The sequence below is a fragment of the Acidovorax sp. FW305-C-20-28 genome (assembly GCF_058783375.1).
On record NZ_JBYSYM010000013.1, the window covers coordinates 138,336 to 155,331 of the forward strand.

13 protein-coding genes, 2 tRNA genes and 1 pseudogene are annotated in these 16,996 nt (G+C 69.7%); 8 read left to right on the forward strand and 8 right to left on the reverse strand.

Translation table 11 applies throughout. The annotated features are described in order from the left end of the window. Window positions 1–9 precede the first annotated feature (9 nt). Window positions 10–762: a 30S ribosomal protein S2 gene (gene rpsB / locus AC3WOH_RS16585; protein WP_184862239.1), complete on the reverse strand. Its 753-nt coding sequence runs from the start codon at window positions 760–762 to the stop codon at window positions 10–12. 169 nt (window positions 763–931) lie between these two features. Here rpsB and AC3WOH_RS16590 point away from each other — a divergent pair, with 169 nt between their 5' ends. After that, on the forward strand, window positions 932–2,266 hold the full coding sequence (locus AC3WOH_RS16590; RefSeq protein WP_492230404.1) for an amidase: 1,335 nt from the start codon (window positions 932–934) through the stop codon (window positions 2,264–2,266). A 49-nt stretch (window positions 2,267–2,315) separates the two neighbouring features. Continuing rightward, window positions 2,316–3,548 (forward strand): FAD-dependent oxidoreductase, encoded by a 1,233-nt coding sequence (locus AC3WOH_RS16595; RefSeq protein WP_492230405.1) that lies wholly within the window; start codon window positions 2,316–2,318, stop codon window positions 3,546–3,548. Here AC3WOH_RS16595 and AC3WOH_RS16600 read toward each other — a convergent pair. The 4 genes from AC3WOH_RS16600 to AC3WOH_RS16615 are packed head-to-tail and all read right to left on the reverse strand — an operon-like array spanning window position 3,545 to window position 7,463. Further along, window positions 3,545–4,762: an alpha-hydroxy acid oxidase gene (locus tag AC3WOH_RS16600; protein WP_492230406.1), complete on the reverse strand. Its 1,218-nt coding sequence runs from the start codon at window positions 4,760–4,762 to the stop codon at window positions 3,545–3,547. The genes AC3WOH_RS16595 and AC3WOH_RS16600 overlap by 4 nt on opposite strands. A gap of 10 nt (window positions 4,763–4,772) precedes the next feature. Next, window positions 4,773–5,738, reverse strand: a complete 966-nt coding sequence (locus tag AC3WOH_RS16605) for a Bug family tripartite tricarboxylate transporter substrate binding protein (RefSeq protein WP_492230407.1) — start codon at window positions 5,736–5,738, stop codon at window positions 4,773–4,775. A gap of 31 nt (window positions 5,739–5,769) precedes the next feature. Beyond that, window positions 5,770–6,468 (reverse strand): RraA family protein, encoded by a 699-nt coding sequence (locus AC3WOH_RS16610; protein WP_492230441.1) that lies wholly within the window; start codon window positions 6,466–6,468, stop codon window positions 5,770–5,772. A 5-nt stretch (window positions 6,469–6,473) separates the two neighbouring features. Next, the gene (locus AC3WOH_RS16615; protein WP_492230408.1) at window positions 6,474–7,463 is read right to left on the reverse strand and encodes a hydroxyacid dehydrogenase; all 990 of its coding nucleotides are present in this window, start codon (window positions 7,461–7,463) and stop codon (window positions 6,474–6,476) included. Window positions 7,464–7,542: 79 nt separating this feature from the next. Here AC3WOH_RS16615 and AC3WOH_RS16620 point away from each other — a divergent pair, with 79 nt between their 5' ends. Continuing rightward, window positions 7,543–8,487: a LysR family transcriptional regulator gene (locus tag AC3WOH_RS16620; RefSeq protein ID WP_492230409.1), complete on the forward strand. Its 945-nt coding sequence runs from the start codon at window positions 7,543–7,545 to the stop codon at window positions 8,485–8,487. Between the two features lie 17 nt (window positions 8,488–8,504). After that, window positions 8,505–10,025, forward strand: a complete 1,521-nt coding sequence (locus AC3WOH_RS16625; protein WP_492230410.1) for an NAD(P)H-hydrate dehydratase — start codon at window positions 8,505–8,507, stop codon at window positions 10,023–10,025. A gap of 10 nt (window positions 10,026–10,035) precedes the next feature. Here the strand turns inward: AC3WOH_RS16625 and AC3WOH_RS16630 are convergent, their stop codons facing one another. Further along, window positions 10,036–10,773, reverse strand: a complete 738-nt coding sequence (locus AC3WOH_RS16630) for a helix-turn-helix domain-containing protein (RefSeq protein WP_492230411.1) — start codon at window positions 10,771–10,773, stop codon at window positions 10,036–10,038. Between the two features lie 73 nt (window positions 10,774–10,846). On the opposite strand from AC3WOH_RS16630, the gene AC3WOH_RS16635 reads away from it, so the two are divergent. Continuing rightward, entirely contained in the window at window positions 10,847–11,821 is a 975-nt protein-coding gene (locus tag AC3WOH_RS16635; protein WP_492230412.1) for an alpha/beta fold hydrolase, read from the forward strand. Between the two features lie 18 nt (window positions 11,822–11,839). Here AC3WOH_RS16635 and AC3WOH_RS16640 read toward each other — a convergent pair whose 3' ends face one another. Further along, on the reverse strand, window positions 11,840–12,784 hold the full coding sequence (locus AC3WOH_RS16640) for a LysR substrate-binding domain-containing protein (protein WP_492230413.1): 945 nt from the start codon (window positions 12,782–12,784) through the stop codon (window positions 11,840–11,842). Between the two features lie 128 nt (window positions 12,785–12,912). On the opposite strand from AC3WOH_RS16640, the pseudogene pobA reads away from it, so the two are divergent. After that, window positions 12,913–14,109: pseudogene (gene pobA, locus AC3WOH_RS16645) on the forward strand (4-hydroxybenzoate 3-monooxygenase). Between the two features lie 79 nt (window positions 14,110–14,188). On the opposite strand, the gene rnr reads toward pobA, so the two are convergent. Continuing rightward, window positions 14,189–16,522 carry a ribonuclease R gene (gene rnr, locus AC3WOH_RS16650; protein ID WP_492230414.1) on the reverse strand — a complete coding sequence of 778 codons (2,334 nt, stop codon included), beginning with the start codon at window positions 16,520–16,522 and terminating at the stop codon, window positions 14,189–14,191. 19 nt (window positions 16,523–16,541) lie between these two features. Here rnr and AC3WOH_RS16655 point away from each other — a divergent pair. Both AC3WOH_RS16655 and AC3WOH_RS16660 read left to right on the forward strand, forming a co-directional pair. Next, window positions 16,542–16,626: transfer RNA gene (locus tag AC3WOH_RS16655), tRNA-Leu, on the forward strand. A gap of 291 nt (window positions 16,627–16,917) precedes the next feature. Next, window positions 16,918–16,996 (forward strand) — tRNA-Leu (locus tag AC3WOH_RS16660).

Sequence of the window (16,996 nt, forward strand, 5' to 3'; positions counted from 1 at the left end):
GCCGGGCTATCAGGCAGCGGCTTCTTGCACTTCCACGAATTCGTCGCTGTTTTCGCCGGAGGCGGCCTTGACGACTTCGTTCACTGCGTTGGCACGGCCTTCGATGATCGCGTCGGCGATGCCACGGGCGTACAGCGTCACTGCCTTGGCCGAGTCATCGTTGCCGGGGATCACGTAGTCGATGCCTTCGGGCGAGTGGTTCGTGTCGACCACACCGATCAGCGGAATACCGAGCTTCTTGGCTTCGGCAACGGCGATCTTGTGGAAGCCCACGTCGATGATGAAGATGGCGTCGGGCAGTGCAGCCATGTCCTGGATGCCGCCGATGTCCTTCTCGAGCTTCTCGATCTCACGGGTGAAGGTGAGCTGTTCCTTCTTGCTCAGGCTGTCCAGGCCGGTTTCCAGCTGGGCCTTCATGTCCTTGAGGCGCTTGATCGAGGTCTTCACGGTCTTGAAGTTCGTCAGCATGCCGCCCAGCCAGCGCTGGTCGACGAAAGGCACGCCAGCGCGTTGCGCTTCGGTGGCCAGGATTTCGCGGGCCTGGCGCTTCGTGCCGACCATCAGGATCGTGCCGCGGTTGGCAGCCAGTTGCTTGGCGAACTTCTGGGCTTCCTGGAACAGTGGCAGCGACTTTTCCAGGTTGATGATGTGGATCTTGTTGCGATGGCCGAAGATGTAGGGGGCCATCTTGGGGTTCCAGAAGCGGGTCTGGTGACCGAAGTGGACACCGGCTTCCAGCATTTCGCGCATGGTAACGGACATAAAAATACTCCAAAGGTTAGGTCTAAAATCAGCCCCTGAATTTGCAACGCCGTGTTTCCCACGAGCGCCACAACACCTTGACAGGGCTGGTTTGCGATTGGTTTTGCACCAGGCGGCCACGCACAAAGCGCTACTGCTCCCAGCAAAACCCAAGGATTCTAGCACACCCATGCTCCCCGACCTTCTGGAAACCCGCTCGGCCGTGCGGACAGGCGCCAGCACCCCGGCCGCAGAACTGGAGCGCTGCATTGCGGCGGCACAGGCTCCCGCCAATGCCCACAGCTTCCTGCAGACCCATTTCGACACGGCGCGCACCGCCGCGGTGCAGCCCGGCTTGGCACACAAGCCCCTGGCCGGGCTGGCGGTGTCGGTCAAGGACCTCTTCGACATCGCTGGCCAGGCCAGCACCGCGGGCTCCACCGCGCTGGCCGGCAGTGCCCCGGCAGCGCAGGACAGCCCGGCCGTGGCGCGCCTGCGCGCAGCGGGTGCCAGCCTCATCGGCCGCACGAACATGGTCGAGTTCGCCTTCTCCGGCGTGGGGGTGAACCCCCACTTCGGCACGCCCGCCGCCTTTGACGGGCGCTTCGGCGCCCTGCCTGGGGAGGCGCGCGTGCCTGGCGGCTCTTCGTCGGGCGCCGCCGTCTCGGTGGCCACGGGCGCCGCCTTCGTGGGCCTGGGCTCCGACACGGGAGGCTCGATCCGCATACCGGCAGCCCTCAATGGCATCGTGGGTTTCAAGAACACCCAGCGCCTGGTGCCCACCACGGGCGCCGTGCCCCTGTCCACCACCCTGGACACCGCCTGCGCCATGACGCGCAGCGTGCGCGATGCCATCGTGGTGCACGAGCTGCTCTCGGCCACGCGCGTCACGCGCAGCCCCGCCCCGCTGGCGAGCTACCGGCTCGCCGTGCCCACCACCTTGTTCCTTGACGGCATGGATGCGGCCGTGGCCCGGGCCTTCGAGCGCACCCTGGCCACGCTGCGCCAAGCGGGCGCGCGCATCGACACCATCGCCCTGCCCGAGGCGGCCGAGCAGCCGTCCTATGGCTTCTCGCCCCCCGAGGCCTATGCCTGGCACCGCGAGCTGCTGGCCGCCAGGGGCGCCCAGTACGACCCCCGGGTGCGCGCCCGCATCGACAAGGGCGCCGCGCTCACGGCCTGGGAGTACATCGCCCTCATCGGCATGCGCAGCGCCTGGCAGCAGCGCATGCACTCGGCCATCGACGGCTACGACGCCCTGCTCTCGCCCACCGTGCCGATCACGGCGCCCACCATCGCCAGCGTGGCGCCGGGTGCAGAACGCGACGAGGAGTTTTTCCGCGTCAACACCCTGCTGCTGCGCAACACCAGCCTGGTGAACCTGCTGGACGGCTGCGCCCTGTCGCTGCCCTGCCATGTGCAAGGGGAACTCCCGGTCGGCCTGATGGTCTGGCATGGAGCGCTGCGCGACGATGGCGTGCTGAACGCCGGCCTGTGCATCGAGAAGGCACTGCAAGAAAAATAACAGTGACCGTTTGCTGCAAAGCAGCAAACGCCATCCATACTCCCCATTCATGAAGATCGCCATCGTGGGCGCCGGCATCATCGGCGTCACCACTGCTTATGAACTGGCCCGTGACGGCCATGAGGTCACCGTCTTCGAGCAGCGCAACGCCGCTGCCGAGGATGCCAGTTTTGCCGCCGCCGGCCTGCTGGCCCCCGTGTTGCCCACTCCCTGGTCCCTGCCGGGCATGGCACCCGCCCCGCGGCTCATGGGCGCCCAATCGAGCGTGCGCCTGGGCCAGGGCTTCGGCCGGGCCGATGTCGCCTGGTTGTGGCACTGGAAACGCCTGGCCAGGCGCGGCCCCGGCCCCGCCACCGCACTGGAGCGCCTGGCCCAGTACAGCCTGGCACGCACGCTGGAGATCGCGGCCGAGCACGAACTCGATTTCGAAGGCACGCCCGGGCGCCTGCTGCTGCTGCGCACCGAGCAGGACCGCGCTCCACTGCAGCCCATGCTGCAGTGCCTGCGCGATGCCGGCGTGGCGGTGCAGGAGATCGATGCCGCAGCCGCTCGGAAGATGGAGCCCGGCCTGTGCCCCGATACGCCGCTGGCCGGCGCCATTGCGCTGCCCGGCGCCGCATCGGGCAACTGCCGGCTGTTCGCCCAGTTGCTGCGCCAGGGCACGCAGGCCGGGGGCGTGCAATTCGCCTTCGGCACGCGCGTGCAGCGCCTGTCCACCAACCCCACGGGGGTGGTGCTGCAGGGCGATCCCGCCACCCACCGCTTCGACGCCGTGGTGCTGTGCGCCGGCATGGCTTCGGCCGCACTGCTGCCGGCCATCGGACTGCCATTGCCCCTGACGGCGGTGTACGGCTACTCCATCAGCGCGCCGCTGCGCGAGGACACGCACGCCCCGCAGGCCAGCGTGGTGGACGTGCAGCAGCAGATCAGCATCACCCGCCTGGGCCTGCGCGTGCGCGTGGCCGGCGGGGCCGAGCTGGGCAGCGCCGATGCCGAGCACCATGCCCCCACACTGGCACGCCTGTACCACACGCTCAACGACTGGTTCCCGGGCGGCGCCCAGCTCTCCACGGGCATTCAGGCCTGGCGCGGCGCGCGCACCATGCTGCCCGATGGCGCGCCCGTGATCGGCGCCAGCGGCATCCCGGGCCTGTGGCTCAACACCGGCCACGGCAGCAGCGGCTTTGCGCTGGCCAGCGGCAGCGCGCGCGCGGTTGCCGACCTGGTGGCACAGCGCAGCCCAGCCGTGGAGCTGGACGGGCTGGGCATGCGCAGGTTCTAGAGCGGCACCACACGCCCGTCGCGCAGGTCCGCCAGGCTCTGCGCACCCAGCAACGCCATGTTGCGGTGGACCTCCTGCTGCAGCAGGTCGATGCCGTGCCGCACACCGGCCTCGCCCGCCACCGCGGCCGCATACAGGAAGGGCCGGCCCACGAACACGAAGCAGGCGCCCAGGGCCAGGGCCTTGAGCACATCGCTGCCCCGGCGCACACCGCTGTCCATCATCACCGGCAGTTCAGGCACGGCCGCCACGATCTGCGGCAGCACATGCAGGGGCGAGACCGCACCATCGAGCTGGCGCCCGCCGTGGTTGGAGACGATGATGCCGTCGGCACCGCAGTCGCGCGCGGCCTGGGCATCGGGCACGCTGAGGATGCCCTTGACCACCAGGCGCCCGGCCCACAGCCGGCGGATCCGGCGCAGGTGCTCCCAGCCCAGGTGGTCGCGCGCGCCAAAGTCGCGCACCGCATCGCGCGAGAGGATGGGCGCACCCCGCGTGGCCTGCGAGTTCTCGAAATGCGGCATGCCGTGGCACAGCAAGGTGCGCGCAAAGCTGCCCAGCAGCCAGCGCGGGTGCGACACTCCCTGCCAGGCCAGCGACAGGCTGGGCCGCAGCGGACTGGAAAAGCCCACGCGCACATGGTTCTCGCGGTTGCCCGACACGGCGGTATCGGCCGTGACCACCAGGGTACCGTAGCCGGCGCGCACCACGCGCTCCAGCAGCGCCTCGATGCGCGCCACCTCGCCCGGCACGTAGGCCTGGAACCAGGCGTCCGGGTGGGCCTGGCGCACTGCCTCCAGCGTGGTCAGCGCGGTGCCGCTGCAGACCATGGGAATGCCGGCGTCTTTCGCGGCCTGCGCCAGTGCCAGGTCGCCCTGGTAGGCGGCCAGCGCACACATGCCCATGGGCGCAATACCGAAGGGCGAGGCCCAGGTGCGGCCCCACAGCGTGGTGGCCTGGCTGCGCCCGGCCACGCCCTGCAGCACGCGCGGCACGAAGCCATAGTCGGCAAACGCGCTGCGGTTGCCGGCCAGCGAGGCATCGGTCTCGCAGCCGCCGGCCACGTAGCCGAACACCGGGCGCGGCAACAGGCGGCGTGCGGCGGGCTCGAAATCCCCCAAAGAAAGTATGGGCCGCAGGCGGCGCGGCGTGCCGGCCGCCACCGTGCGCGAGCCGCCAGAGGGCGTGGTTGCCAATGTCGGGGCAGCGGTCATGGCAAGCCCGTCATTCGATGCGGATGTTGGCCTCGCGGATCAGCGCGCCCCACTTGGCATGCTCGGCCTTGATGTGGGCGGCGAACTGCTGCGGCGTGCCCGGCGTGGGTTCGCTGCCCTCGTGCGCGAGCTTCTCCTTCACATCGGCACGGGCCAGGATCTTCTGCGCCTCGGCATTGAGGCGTGCCACGGCATCGGCCGGCATGCCGGCCGGGCCCACCAGGCCCAGCCAGGTGGTGGCGTCGAAGCCCGCAAAGCCCTGCTCGGCCACCGTCGGCACCTTGGGCAAGGCGCTGACGCGCTGCGCCGAGCTCACGGCCAGCGCGCGGATCTTGCCGCCCGCCAACTGCCCCATCACCGAGACGGTGTTGCCGAAGTAGGTCTCCACCTGGCCGCCCAGCAGGTCGGTCATGGCCGGTCCCGCGCCCTTGTAGGGCACCTGCAGCAGTTCGATGCCGGCGCGCCGCTCCAGCAACTCGCCCGCCAGGTGGCCCACCGTGCCATTGCCGGCCTGCGCCACGCCCACCTTGCCGGGGCGCGCCTTGGCAGCTTTCACGAAATCATCCAGGGTCTTGAGCGGTGAATCGGCACGCACCACCAGCACCACGGGCTGGTCGGCCACCGAGACGATGGGCGTGAGGTCCTTGAGCGGATCGAAGGGCATCTTCGCGTACAACGAGGGGTTGATGGCCAGGTTGGCCGCCTGCCCCATGCCGATGGTGTAGCCGTCCGCGGGCGCCTTGGCCACGAAGTCCAGGCCGATGTTGCCGCCCGCGCCGGGCTTGTTGTCCACCACCACCGTCCAGCCCAGCAGGGAGCTGAATTTCTCGGCGATCAGGCGCGCCGTGGTGTCGGTGCCGCCACCCGGCGGGAACGGCACCACGAAGCGCAGGGGCCGCGCCGGGTAGCCCTGAGCCCGGGCAGAGCCCAGCACAGCGGTAGCCGCGGTGGCTGCCAGGAAATCACGTCGTTGCATGCTTTTGTCTCCTTGTTGTCGTTCACGGGAATCAGACCGGGCAGCCCTTCTGGCGCAGCAGGGCGTTGAAGCGCTCGGGGTCGGGCGTGCCGGCCTGGTTGCCGGCGCGGATCTTGTCTTCGCGCGCTGCATGGGCACGCACCAGGGGCAGCAAGGCGGCGGCCTGGGCCGCGGGCACGCAGAGCACTCCGTCGGCATCGCCCAGGACCAGGTCGCCGGGCGCCACGCTCATGCCCGCGCAGGCAATCGGCACGTTGACCTCGCCCGGGCCGTCCTTGCTGGGGCCGCGGTGCGTGTGGCTGCGCGCGTAGGCGGCCACACCGCCCTCGGCCCACTCCACCAGGTCGCGGATGGCGCCATCCACCACGAAGCCGGCAATGCCGCGCGCCACGGCCGTGGTGCGCATGAGCCCGCCGATCAGCGCCTGCGTGGGGTCGCCCGCGCCGTCGATCACGATCACGTCACCAGGCTGCGCCATCTGCAACGCCACGTGGATCATGAGGTTGTCACCCGGGCGCACGCGCACCGTGATGGCCGGCCCGCACAGCGTGAGCTTGAGGTCGCCGTGGTAGGCCGCCAGGCCCAGCGCGCCCACGCCGCGGCCCAGGCAGTCGCTGGCATGGGCCGCAGGCACGGAGCGGAAGGCGGCCACCAGGTCGGCATCGATGGCCTGGACACGGGGGCGCACGGCATAGCCAGGGGGCCAGGGGGAGGTGGAGTCGAGGGTCATATCGGTCACGCGGGAAGGGAAAGGGTGGAAAGGACTTGGGGGTTGACGCAGCTGCGCACATCGGGCGGCTGGCCTTGCAGGTAGCCCAGCACATTGCGCGCAGCGCCTTCGGCCATGGCATCGAGCGCGGCGGCGGTGGAGCCGCCCACATGCGGGGTGAGCACCACCGTGGGCAATTGCGCCAGCGCATGGCCGGCGGGCAGCGGCTCGGTGGCCATGGTGTCCAGGCCCGCGCCGGCCAGGCGGCCATCGGCCAGGCGGGCGATGAGGGCGGCCTCGTCCACCACCTCGCCACGCGCGGTGTTCACCAGCAGTGCGCCGGGGGGCAGCCGGTCCAGCGCCGCGCCATCGATCAGGCCGCGCGTGGCGGCGTTCAGGGGCACATGCAGGCTGAGCACATCGCTCAGCGCCAGCAGCGGCGCAAGCGCGCCATGCAGTTGCACGCCGGGCACGGGCGATGGGCCCTGCAGCGCCGGATCGAAGGCATGCACCTGCATGCCCAGGGCCTGGGCCACGCGTGCCACGCGCTGGCCCACCTGGCCAAAGCCCAGCAGGCCCAGCCGGCGACCGGCCAGTTGCAGGCCGTCCTGCGCACGCGTCCAGCGGCCAGCGCGCAGCTCGCCGTCCAGGCGCACGATGCGCCGGGCCGCGGCCAGCATCAGGCCGATGGTGAGCTCTGCCACCGAGGCGGCATTGGCACCCGGGGTCACGTACACCGGCACGCCCTGGCGCGTGGCGGCCTCCACCGCGATGTTGCTCACGCCCACGCCGTGCTTGGAGATCACGCGCAGACTGGGGCAGGCGGCAATGGCGGCGGCCGGCAGGTCCACCGTGCGCGAGATCACGGCATCGAAGGGCGTGGCCGCCATGCGGGCCAGCACCTCGGCACTGCTGTTGGCGTCGTCGAGGAAGTGCACGCTGCAGCCCTGCTGCTGCAGCAGCGCCAGGCCGGCAGGTGCCAGGCGGGGCGCGGTCACAAAGATCTGGAAGGTCATGGAGCGCGATTCTGGAAAACGCCATTCATTCCGTCCATTCGATAATGATCATCAAATCATCACTTTGGGATATGAATCGATGGACCTGCACCTGCGCGACCTTCGCTTCTTCGAAACCGTGGCGCGGCTGGGCCATCTGGGGCGAGCGGCCGAGGCGGTGGGCCGCTCGCAGCCTGCGCTGACCAAGTGCATCCAGCGGCTGGAAGAACTGATCGGCAGCCCGCTGTTCGAGCGCGCGGGCCGGGGCATCCGCCTCACGCGCGTGGGCGAGGTGCTGCTGGCGCGCTGCAGCCTGCTGCGCTCGGCCAGCGACGAGCTGGTGCGCGAGGTGCGCGATTTCGCCGAGGGTGCGGCCGGCCAGGTCACGCTGGGCAGCGGGCCCATCGCCGCCGAGCACCTGGTGCCCGAGCTGTGCCGTGCGGTGCTGGCCGAGGCGCCGCGCGTGCGCATCGACGTGGTGGTGGGGCCCAGCGCCGAGCTGCGCACTCAGTTGCGCCAGGGCCAGCTCGACCTGTTGGTGGGCCTGGCCGTGGATGGCGACCCCGAGCTCGAATCCCACGGTCTGGTGGAAGACGTGGTGGTGGTCGCCGCGGCACGCACACACCCAGTGTTCCGCCGGCGCAAGCTGGATCAGCGCACCCTGCTCGACTACGGCTGGGCCCTGCCCAGCGCCCACATCCCCAGCCGCCAGTGGCTGGACCTGGCCTTCAGCGCGCGCGGGCTGCCCACGCCCGAGGTGCGGCTCGAAAGCGGCTCCATCGCGCTGCTGCCGCGCATGGTGGCGCGCACCGAACTGCTGACTTTCGTCTCGCGCCACACCCTGGCACTGGAGCGTGGTGCCGCGCTGCGCGAGGTGGCCCTGCCCGCCACCACGCTGCGCCGCATGCTGGGTGTGACGCACCGGCGCACGGGCTACCTGTCGCCGGCCACGCAGCGCGTGCTCGGCCTGCTGCGCGAGCGCAGCGAGGAGCTGTACGGCAACTTGGCCCCAGCAGACACGCCGCCATCCCGGCGCAGGCGCTGACGGCGCACAATGCGCGCATGCACCGCATCACCCCCGAGCGCCCCCATGCCCTGCACCATACCGCCGCCACGCGCCGCATCGAGCGCGAGGCTGCCGCAGCCCTGCCGCCGCACACGCTGATGCGGCGCGCCGGCCTGGCCGTGGCGCAACTGGCGCAGGCCCTGGCACCCCATGCGCGCACAGTGTGGATCGCCTACGGCGCGGGCAACAACGGCGGCGATGGATTGGAAGCCGCCATGCACCTGCGCCTGGCCGGGCGCCGCGTGGTGGTGACCTGGCTGGGCACCCCCGAAACCGCCCCGCCCGATGCGCGCCAGTCCTGGGAGCGGGCCCTGGCCGCTGGCGTGGAATGGGCCGAGGCCGCGCCCGATGACCTGACCGCAGCGGACCTGTGCATCGACGCCCTGCTGGGCATCGGCTTCGCCGCCGCAGCACCCGGCGTGGCGCCGCGCGCCCCCAACGAAGGCCTGCTGGCCTGCCTGCGCCAGTTGCAGGCCAGCCCGGCCCCGGTGCTCGCGGTCGACCTGCCCTCGGGCCTGGACGCGGACACCGGCCAGTTCGGCGCCGGCCTGGTGTCCGAGCCCCCGGTGCACCACGCCCCCTCGCCGCGCCACACGCTGAGCCTGCTCACGCTCAAGCCCGGCCTGTTCACCGGCGCCGGGCGCGATGCGGCGGGAAGCGTCTGGCTCGACGACCTGGGCGTGGCGCCTGGCCACGAGCCCCCCAACGCCTGGCTCAGCGGTCCGCCCCTGGCTGCAGCGCGCCTGCACACCAGCCACAAGGGCAGCCATGGCGATGTGGCCGTGGTGGGCGGCGAAGGCCTGGCCCAACGCGGCATGGGCATGGGCGGCGCAGCCCTGCTGGCGGCCTCGGCCGCGCTGCACCAGGGCGCGGGACGCGTGCTGGTGGCACTGCTGGATGCCGGCCACCTGGAGGTGGACCCGCAGCAACCCGAGCTGATGCTGCGCCGCTTTGCCGCGCTGGAGCTGCGCGAACTCACCGTGGTGTGCGGCTGCGGCGGCGGCGAGGCCGTGGGCAGCGTGCTGCGCGAAGTGATTGCGCATGCGGCGCGCCTGGTGCTCGATGCCGATGCCCTGAACCTCATCGCGCGCGATGCCGCGCTGCACGCGCTGGTGGTGGCGCGCGGCCAGCATGGCCAGCCCACGGTGCTGACGCCGCACCCGCTGGAGGCGGCGCGCCTGCTGGGCCTGACGACCGCCGAGGTGCAGGCCGATCGGCTCGACGCGGCCCAGCAACTGGCGGCGCAATTCAACTGCGTGGCCGTGCTCAAGGGCTCGGGCACCGTGGTGAGTGCCGCCGACCGCGTGCCCGCCATCAACCCCACGGGCAATGGCCGGCTGGCCACGGCCGGCACGGGCGATGTGCTGGCGGGCATGCTCGGCGCGCGCCTGGCTGCCGGCGCGAGCGCGCTGCGTGCAGCCAGCGAAGCCGTCTACGCCCATGGCCTGGCGGCAGACCATTGGCCCGCGGATCAGGCCCTCACGGCCAGTGCGCTGGCACGGCGCCTGAACGCCTGAGAAAGAAAACTCAGCGCACCAGCACCACTTCCCTCAGCGGCTTGAGCACACTCGACGGTGTCATGCCGAAGGTCTGGCGGAACATGCGGCTGAAGTGGGCCGAATCCGAGAACGCGCCGTGCAGCGCCGCATCCGTGAGGCGCGGGCTGGTCGCCAGCCCCGCCATGGCCAGGCGCACCTGCGACCAGACCCGGTAGCTGCGCAGGCTGACGCCCATCTCGGCGCTGAACAGGTGGTTGAAGCGCGAGGCCGACAGCTGCACGCCCGCTGCCAGCGCCTCGCGCCCGAGCCGCACCTCGCCCGGCTGGCGCAGCAGCTGCAAGCTGCGCTGCACACGCGCATCGAGCGGCCTGCCCGGGTCGCAGCGCAGCCGCAGAAGGGCGGGCAGATCGAACTCGCGCAGGTAGGCCTCCATGGTGCTGCGCGCGCGCACGGGGATGGTCACGTCCGGGATCACGCCGCCGTGCACGGCAAAGGGCTGGCGCAGGCTGCGCGCCTCGCGCGAATCGGGCTCCAAGTACATCAGCGCCACCTGCTCGCCACAAGGGTCCAGCAGGTGCTGCACGCCCGCATCGACCAGGGCACTGTGGCAGTGCTCCACCCGGCCGCTCGCGAGGTGCAGGGCGAAGCGGCCCGACAGGCCGATCAACAGCACCGGCGCCGCATGGCCGTGCCAGCCCGTGGGCGGCAGGCTGCCGACATACAGGGCCCGGTCCCCACCCAGGGTCAGCCTGCTGTGCGCCGGCATAGCCCAAACATGCAAGTCTTCACACCATGCTCCCGGTAGCCTTCAACGATCCCCACGCACCGGAGACCTGTTCTTGAAGCGCATCCTTGTTGCCACTGCAGCAGCCATCGCATTGGCCACCACCCTCCTCTACTACGCTGCACCCCAGCTGTTCCAGCAACCCTTGCTGGGACTGAACCGCCAGTTGTCGGGTCTCTCCGCCCACACGGCGCGGATCCCCGAGCACGAGGTGCACTACCTGGACAGCGCGGCGCCCACCGGCAACCGGCTTCCCGTCATCCTGCTGCACGGCATTTTTGCCGAGAAGGACCACTGGGCGGATTTTGCCCGCCCGCTCACGGCGACCTACCGTGTGATCGTGCCGGACATTCCCGGCTTTGGCGAGAGCACGCGCGACGAATCCCTGCCCTACGACTACGCAGCCCACGTGGTGCGGCTGCTCGCACTCATGGACGCCTGGGGCATCGAGAAAGCCCACCTGGCCGGCAACTCCATGGGCGGTACCATCGCCGCGCTGCTGGCGCGCGATCACCCCGAACGCGTGGCGAGCGTGGCCTTCATCGGCGCACCCCACGGCCTGCGCTCGCCCCGACCGAGCCGCATGGACGAGCTCGTCGACGCCGGGCAGCGCCCGCTGGTGGCCACCGATGCCGCCGCGTTCGAGGCCATAATGGCCCTGGTCTTCGAGAAACGCCCTTTCCTGCCCTACCCCATCCTGCATGCCAGCGAGCAGACCGCCACACGCAACGCGGCCTCCAATGCGCGGCTGTGGGACGCGCAGCTCAAGGACAGGTACCTGCTGCAGCAGCGCCTGGCCCAGGGCCTGCCGCAGCCCGTGCTGGCGCTGTGGGGCGAACAGGACCGGGTCTTCGACATCTCTGGAAGCAGGACGCTCGCCGGTCTGCTGCCTGGCGCACGCATCGAGCCCCTGCCAGGCATCGGCCACCTGCCCATGATGGAAGCCCCGGGCGATACCGCACAGCGCTACCTGGACTTCCTCTCGCAGCAAAGGCCCCTGGGCGCCTCCCAGGCCCAGGCAGCGCGGTGAAGAGGGCCGGCGGCAGACTCAGGGGCGCACACCCCTGGCCTGCCCGATGACCGCATCGCTGGCACCGCCGGTCAGCACGCGCGAGAACGACTGGCACATCCCTGCAAAGGTGTCGGCCACGCCCGCGAGCGGGGTATCTGCGCGGTAGACCAGGCAGTTGTCGAAGCTGGGCGGATGCTCGTCAATGGCCAGGGCCACCATGCCATCGCCCAGCAACTGGCGGTCCACCATGGCGGCGGGCACCATGGCCAGCCAGTTGGTGCCGCCCAGCAAGGGCGCCAGGTGCGAAAAGGACTCGCAGGTGGCCGCCACCCGGGGCATGGGCAGGCCCTGCTCCGCGTGGAAACGCAGCACGGTGCCCCCGGGCCCGCCCGGTGGCCCCAGCAGCACCCACTCCTGCCCCTGCAGGGCCTGGAGGCTGCGCGCCTGCGCCAGCGGATGGCCGCGCCGGGCGATCACCACCAGCGCACTGCGGAACAGCCGTCGCACCTCGAAACCCGCAGCCACGCCACCATCGGGCACGGCGGTCACCGCCAGCTGGATGCGCGCCTGCTGCAGCTCGGGCAGCAACTGCTCGTAGAAGCCGCTGAACAGGCGCAGCTGCACCGTCGGAAACCGGCGATGGAACTCCGGCACCACAAGGGGGAGCAGAACGGCAGCCGGCGTGGGCCCCAGGCCGACCGCCAGGTGGCCCGCCTCGGCATGCAGGGCCTGCAGCGCATCCTCCTCGGCCTTGCCGGCCTCGCGCGTGATCAGCCGGGCGCGGGGCAGCAGCCGCTCGCCCTGCTCCGTCAGCACGGCGCCCTGCACGGACCGGCGCAGCAAGGGCACGCCCAGCGCGGCCTCCAGCGCCTTCAGGCTCATCGTCAGGCCGGCCTGGGACATGCCGAGCCGGCGCGACGCGGCCCGGAAGCTCCCGCATTCGACCACCGCCAAAAAGGCCTTCAACTGCTGCAGCGTCATGGGTCCATTGATAAGAAACTCTGATCACTATAAGCCTGCCCTGGCTTCTGCGCAGAAGGTGTTTTGCGTAGATTTTCGAGGCGGGCGTGCGTGTCGCCGCTCAGAAACCTTCTGGAAAACCAATCATCATGAAAACCCAAGTGGCCATCATCGGTGGCGGCCCCGCAGGCCTGCTTTTGTCCCATATGCTGCACCAGGCGGGGGTGGACAGCGTGGTGCTGGAGCACCGCAGCCGCGCACAGGTCCAATCGCGCATCCGTGCCGGTGTGCTGGAGCAAGGCACGGTCGATCTGCTGCGCCGTTGCGGCCTGGGCGAACGCCTGGACCGCGAGGGCCATGCGCACGACGGAATGCAGGTCGCCTGGGCCGGCCGCGAGAGCTTCTTCATCGACGTGCGCAAGCACCTGGGCAAGCGCTTCGTGGCCTATGGGCAGACGCAGATCCAGGAAGACCTGCACGCGGCCTGCGACGCCCGCTCGGCCCGCGTCGTCCACGAAGCGCAGCAGGTTGCCCTGCATGGCGTGACCAGCGCACACCCGTACGTCAGCTTCGAGCACGCAGGTCAGATGCAGCGCCTGGACTGCCAGTTCATCGCAGGTTGCGACGGGTTCCACGGTGTATCGCGCAAGGCCATCCCGGCAAATGTTCTGCGCGAATTCGAAAAGGTCTATCCCTTTGGCTGACTGGGCATTCTCTCGGAGACGCCACCACTGCCGGACATCGTCTACGCCAACCATCCGCGCGGTTTTGCACTCGCCTCCATGCGCAGCCCCACACTGAGCCGCTACTACCTGCAGGTGCCACTGGACACACGCACCGAGGATTGGCCGGACGAGCGCTTCTGGCACGAACTCAAGGCCCGCTACCCGCGCGAGCTGGCCGACCGCATCGCCACCGGTCCGTCGATCGAGAAATCGATCGCCCCCTTGCGCAGCTATGTCGCCGAGCCGATGCGCCACGGCCAGCTGTTCCTGGCGGGCGATGCGGCGCACATCGTGCCGCCCACCGGGGCCAAGGGGCTCAACCTGGCCGTGTCGGACGTGTTCTACCTCTCGCGGGCGCTGGCCCACTTCTACGGCACCGGCTCAGCAGCCCTGCTCGACGGCTACAGCGACATGGCCTTGCGCCGCGTCTGGGCCTCGGTGCGCACCTCCTGGTACCTGACCAACCTGCTGCACCGTTTTCCCGACAGCACGGCCTTCGACCAGCGGGCCCAGGAACACGAGCTGGAGTACCTGCGCAGCAGCCCAGCAGCGCAGCTGGCACTGGCAGAGCAATATGCAGGATTGCCGTTCGAGCCCACAGGCGGTCCCCACACGGGATGAAGCGAAAAAGCCACCCCGCCCGCAGCCGGGCGGCGGTGGCATGCGGACCACCCCAGGGCGGGGCTCGGCCGCTAACGACTCAGCCGCGGCGCGGCTTGCGCCCCTTGCTGCCGGCCTTGCCCTTGGCGGCGGCCTTTTTCACCGAGGCCTTGAGCTCCTGGATCGGCGAGCGCGCCGCACGCTCGCGCGTGAGCGATGCCATCTCGGTGGCCGACGGATCGGCGGTTTTCGCCTTGGAGCGACCACCGCTTCCACCCTTGCGCGGCCCCTTGCCGGAGCCCCCGTGGCCATCCTGCGGCACGCCCTTGTCCTTGAGCGCCCGGCCCACCAGCTCCTCGCCTTCGCGCACCAGCCGGAAGTCGATCTTGCGGCCATCGAGGTCCACGCGGCTCACCTGCACACGCACGCGTGCGCCGATGGCGTAGCGGATGCCCGTGCGCTCGCCGCGCAGTTCCTGGCGCGCCTCGTCGAACTTGAAGTACTCGCCGCCCAGCTCGGTGATGTGCACCAGGCCCTCGACGTACATGGCATCGAGCGTGACGAAGATGCCGAAGCTCGTGGCCGCGCTCACCACGCCGCTGTATTCCTCGCCCAGGTGCTCGCGCATGTACTTGCATTTGAGCCAGGCCTCCACGTCGCGGCTGGCCTCGTCGGCGCGTCGCTCGTTGGCGCTGCAGTGCAGGCCTGCGGCCTCCCAGGCCTGGGTCTCGCGGCTGGGCGGCTTGACGTCCTTGCGCGGCTTCATGCCGGGCGCCGCCACGCGCGAAGCCAGGCGCTTGGCCAGCTTGGCATGGGCTTCGCCCGGCGTGGGCAGCGAGGGCAGCTTGTACTGCGTCTTGCCCAGGATGGCCTTGATCACGCGGTGCACCAGCAGATCCGGGTAGCGCCGGATGGGGCTGGTGAAATGGGTATAGGCCTCGAACGCCAGGCCGAAGTGGCCGCTGTTGATGGGCGTGTAGATGGCCTGCTGCATGGAGCGCAGCAGCATGGTGTGGATCTGCTGGGCGTCGGGCCGGTCCTTGGTGGCCTCGGCGATGGCCTGGAACTCGCCGGGCTTGGGATCGTCGCCGATGCTCATGCCCACGCCCATGGCCTTGAGGTAGTTGCGCAGGATCTCCTGCTTCTCGGGCGTGGGGCCTTCGTGCACGCGGAACAGGCCGGGCTGGCCGCCCTGGGCGATGAAGTCGGCGCTGCACACGTTGGCGGCCAGCATGGCCTCCTCGATGAGCTTGTGTGCGTCGTTGCGCGTGCGCGGCACGATCTTCTCGATGCGGCCGTTCTCGTCGCAGATGATCTGGGTCTCGGTGGTCTCGAAGTCCACCGCGCCGCGCTGACCGCGCGCCACCAGCAGCGCGCGGTACACGTCGTGCAGGTTGAGCAGGTCCTTGACGCGCTCCTTGCGCTTGCTCGCCTCGGGCCCGCGCGTGTTGGCCAGGATGGCCGCCACCTCGGTGTAGGTGAAGCGTGCATGGCTGAACATCACGGCCGGGTAGAACTGGTAGGCATGCACCTCGCCCTTGGCGGTGACCAGCATGTCGCAGACCATGCACAGGCGCTCCACCTCGGGGTTGAGCGAGCACAGGCCGTTGGACAGCTTCTCGGGCAGCATGGGGATCACGCGGCGCGGGAAGTACACGCTGGTGGCGCGGTCGTAGGCGTCGATGTCGATGGCGCTGCCGGTCTCCACATAGTGGCTCACATCGGCAATGGCCACCAGCAGGCGCCAGCCCTTGCCGCGGCCCACGCGCGCGGGCTCGCAGTACACGGCGTCGTCGAAGTCGCGCGCGTCCTCGCCATCGATGGTGACCAGGGGCACGTCGGTCAGGTCCACGCGGCGCTTCTTGTCCTGCGCGCGCACCTTGTCGGGCAGGGCCTTGGCCTGGGCCAGGCACTCGGCCGAGAACTCGTGCGGCACACCGTACTTGCGCACCGCGATCTCGATCTCCATGCCGGGGTCGTCGACTTCGCCCAACACCTCGGTGATGCGGCCCACGGGCTGGCCGAACAGGGCCGGCGGCTCGGTGAGTTCGACCACGACCACCTGGCCGGGCTTGGCGGCGCCGGTGGCGCCCTTGGGGATCAGCACATCCTGGCCGTAGCGCTTGTCTTCGGGGGCGACGAGCCAGACACCGCTTTCCTGCAGCAGCCGGCCGATGATGGGCTGGGGCGGGCGCTCGATGATCTCGACCACGCGGCCTTCGGGACGGCCACGGCGGTCCTGGCGCACGATGCGCACGCGCACACGGTCCTTGTGCAGCACGGCACGCATTTCGTTGGGGGGGATATAGATGTCGCCTTCGCCGTCATCACGCACGACGAAACCATGGCCATCACGGTGCCCCTGCACGCTTCCTTCAATTTCATCCGACAAATGTGCAGACGAAGTGCTGGGGGTGGTTTTTTTGATATACAATCTGAGTCTTTCCTGAAATGCCCAGGTGGCGGAATTGGTAGACGCACTAGTTTCAGGTACTAGCGAGTAACATCGTGGAGGTTCGAGTCCTCTCCTGGGCACCAAGTTTAACGAGAACCAGTGCTGGTTTTCGAAATATTGAAGAAGCCGCTGTATCCACAGCGGCTTTTTTATTTTCCGCGCACGCACCGCACACATCTTCGCAGTGAGCCGGAGTGGGCAATACACTACCCCACACCACTTGCCTCCCGGCACTCTCCACGCACCGCGTGCACCCACGTGATCAGCGCCACTGCCAACAGGCGATCCCGTGCGGCCCCCAACAATTTTCAAAAAAGTTGGCAAATTTCCTGGCGACCCCAAAAAACGTTCTATAATTCAAATCTGATCTGAAAGCCCAGGTGGCGGAATTGGTAGACGCACTAGTTTCAGGTACTAGCGAGTAACATCGTGGAGGTTCGAGTCCTCTCCTGG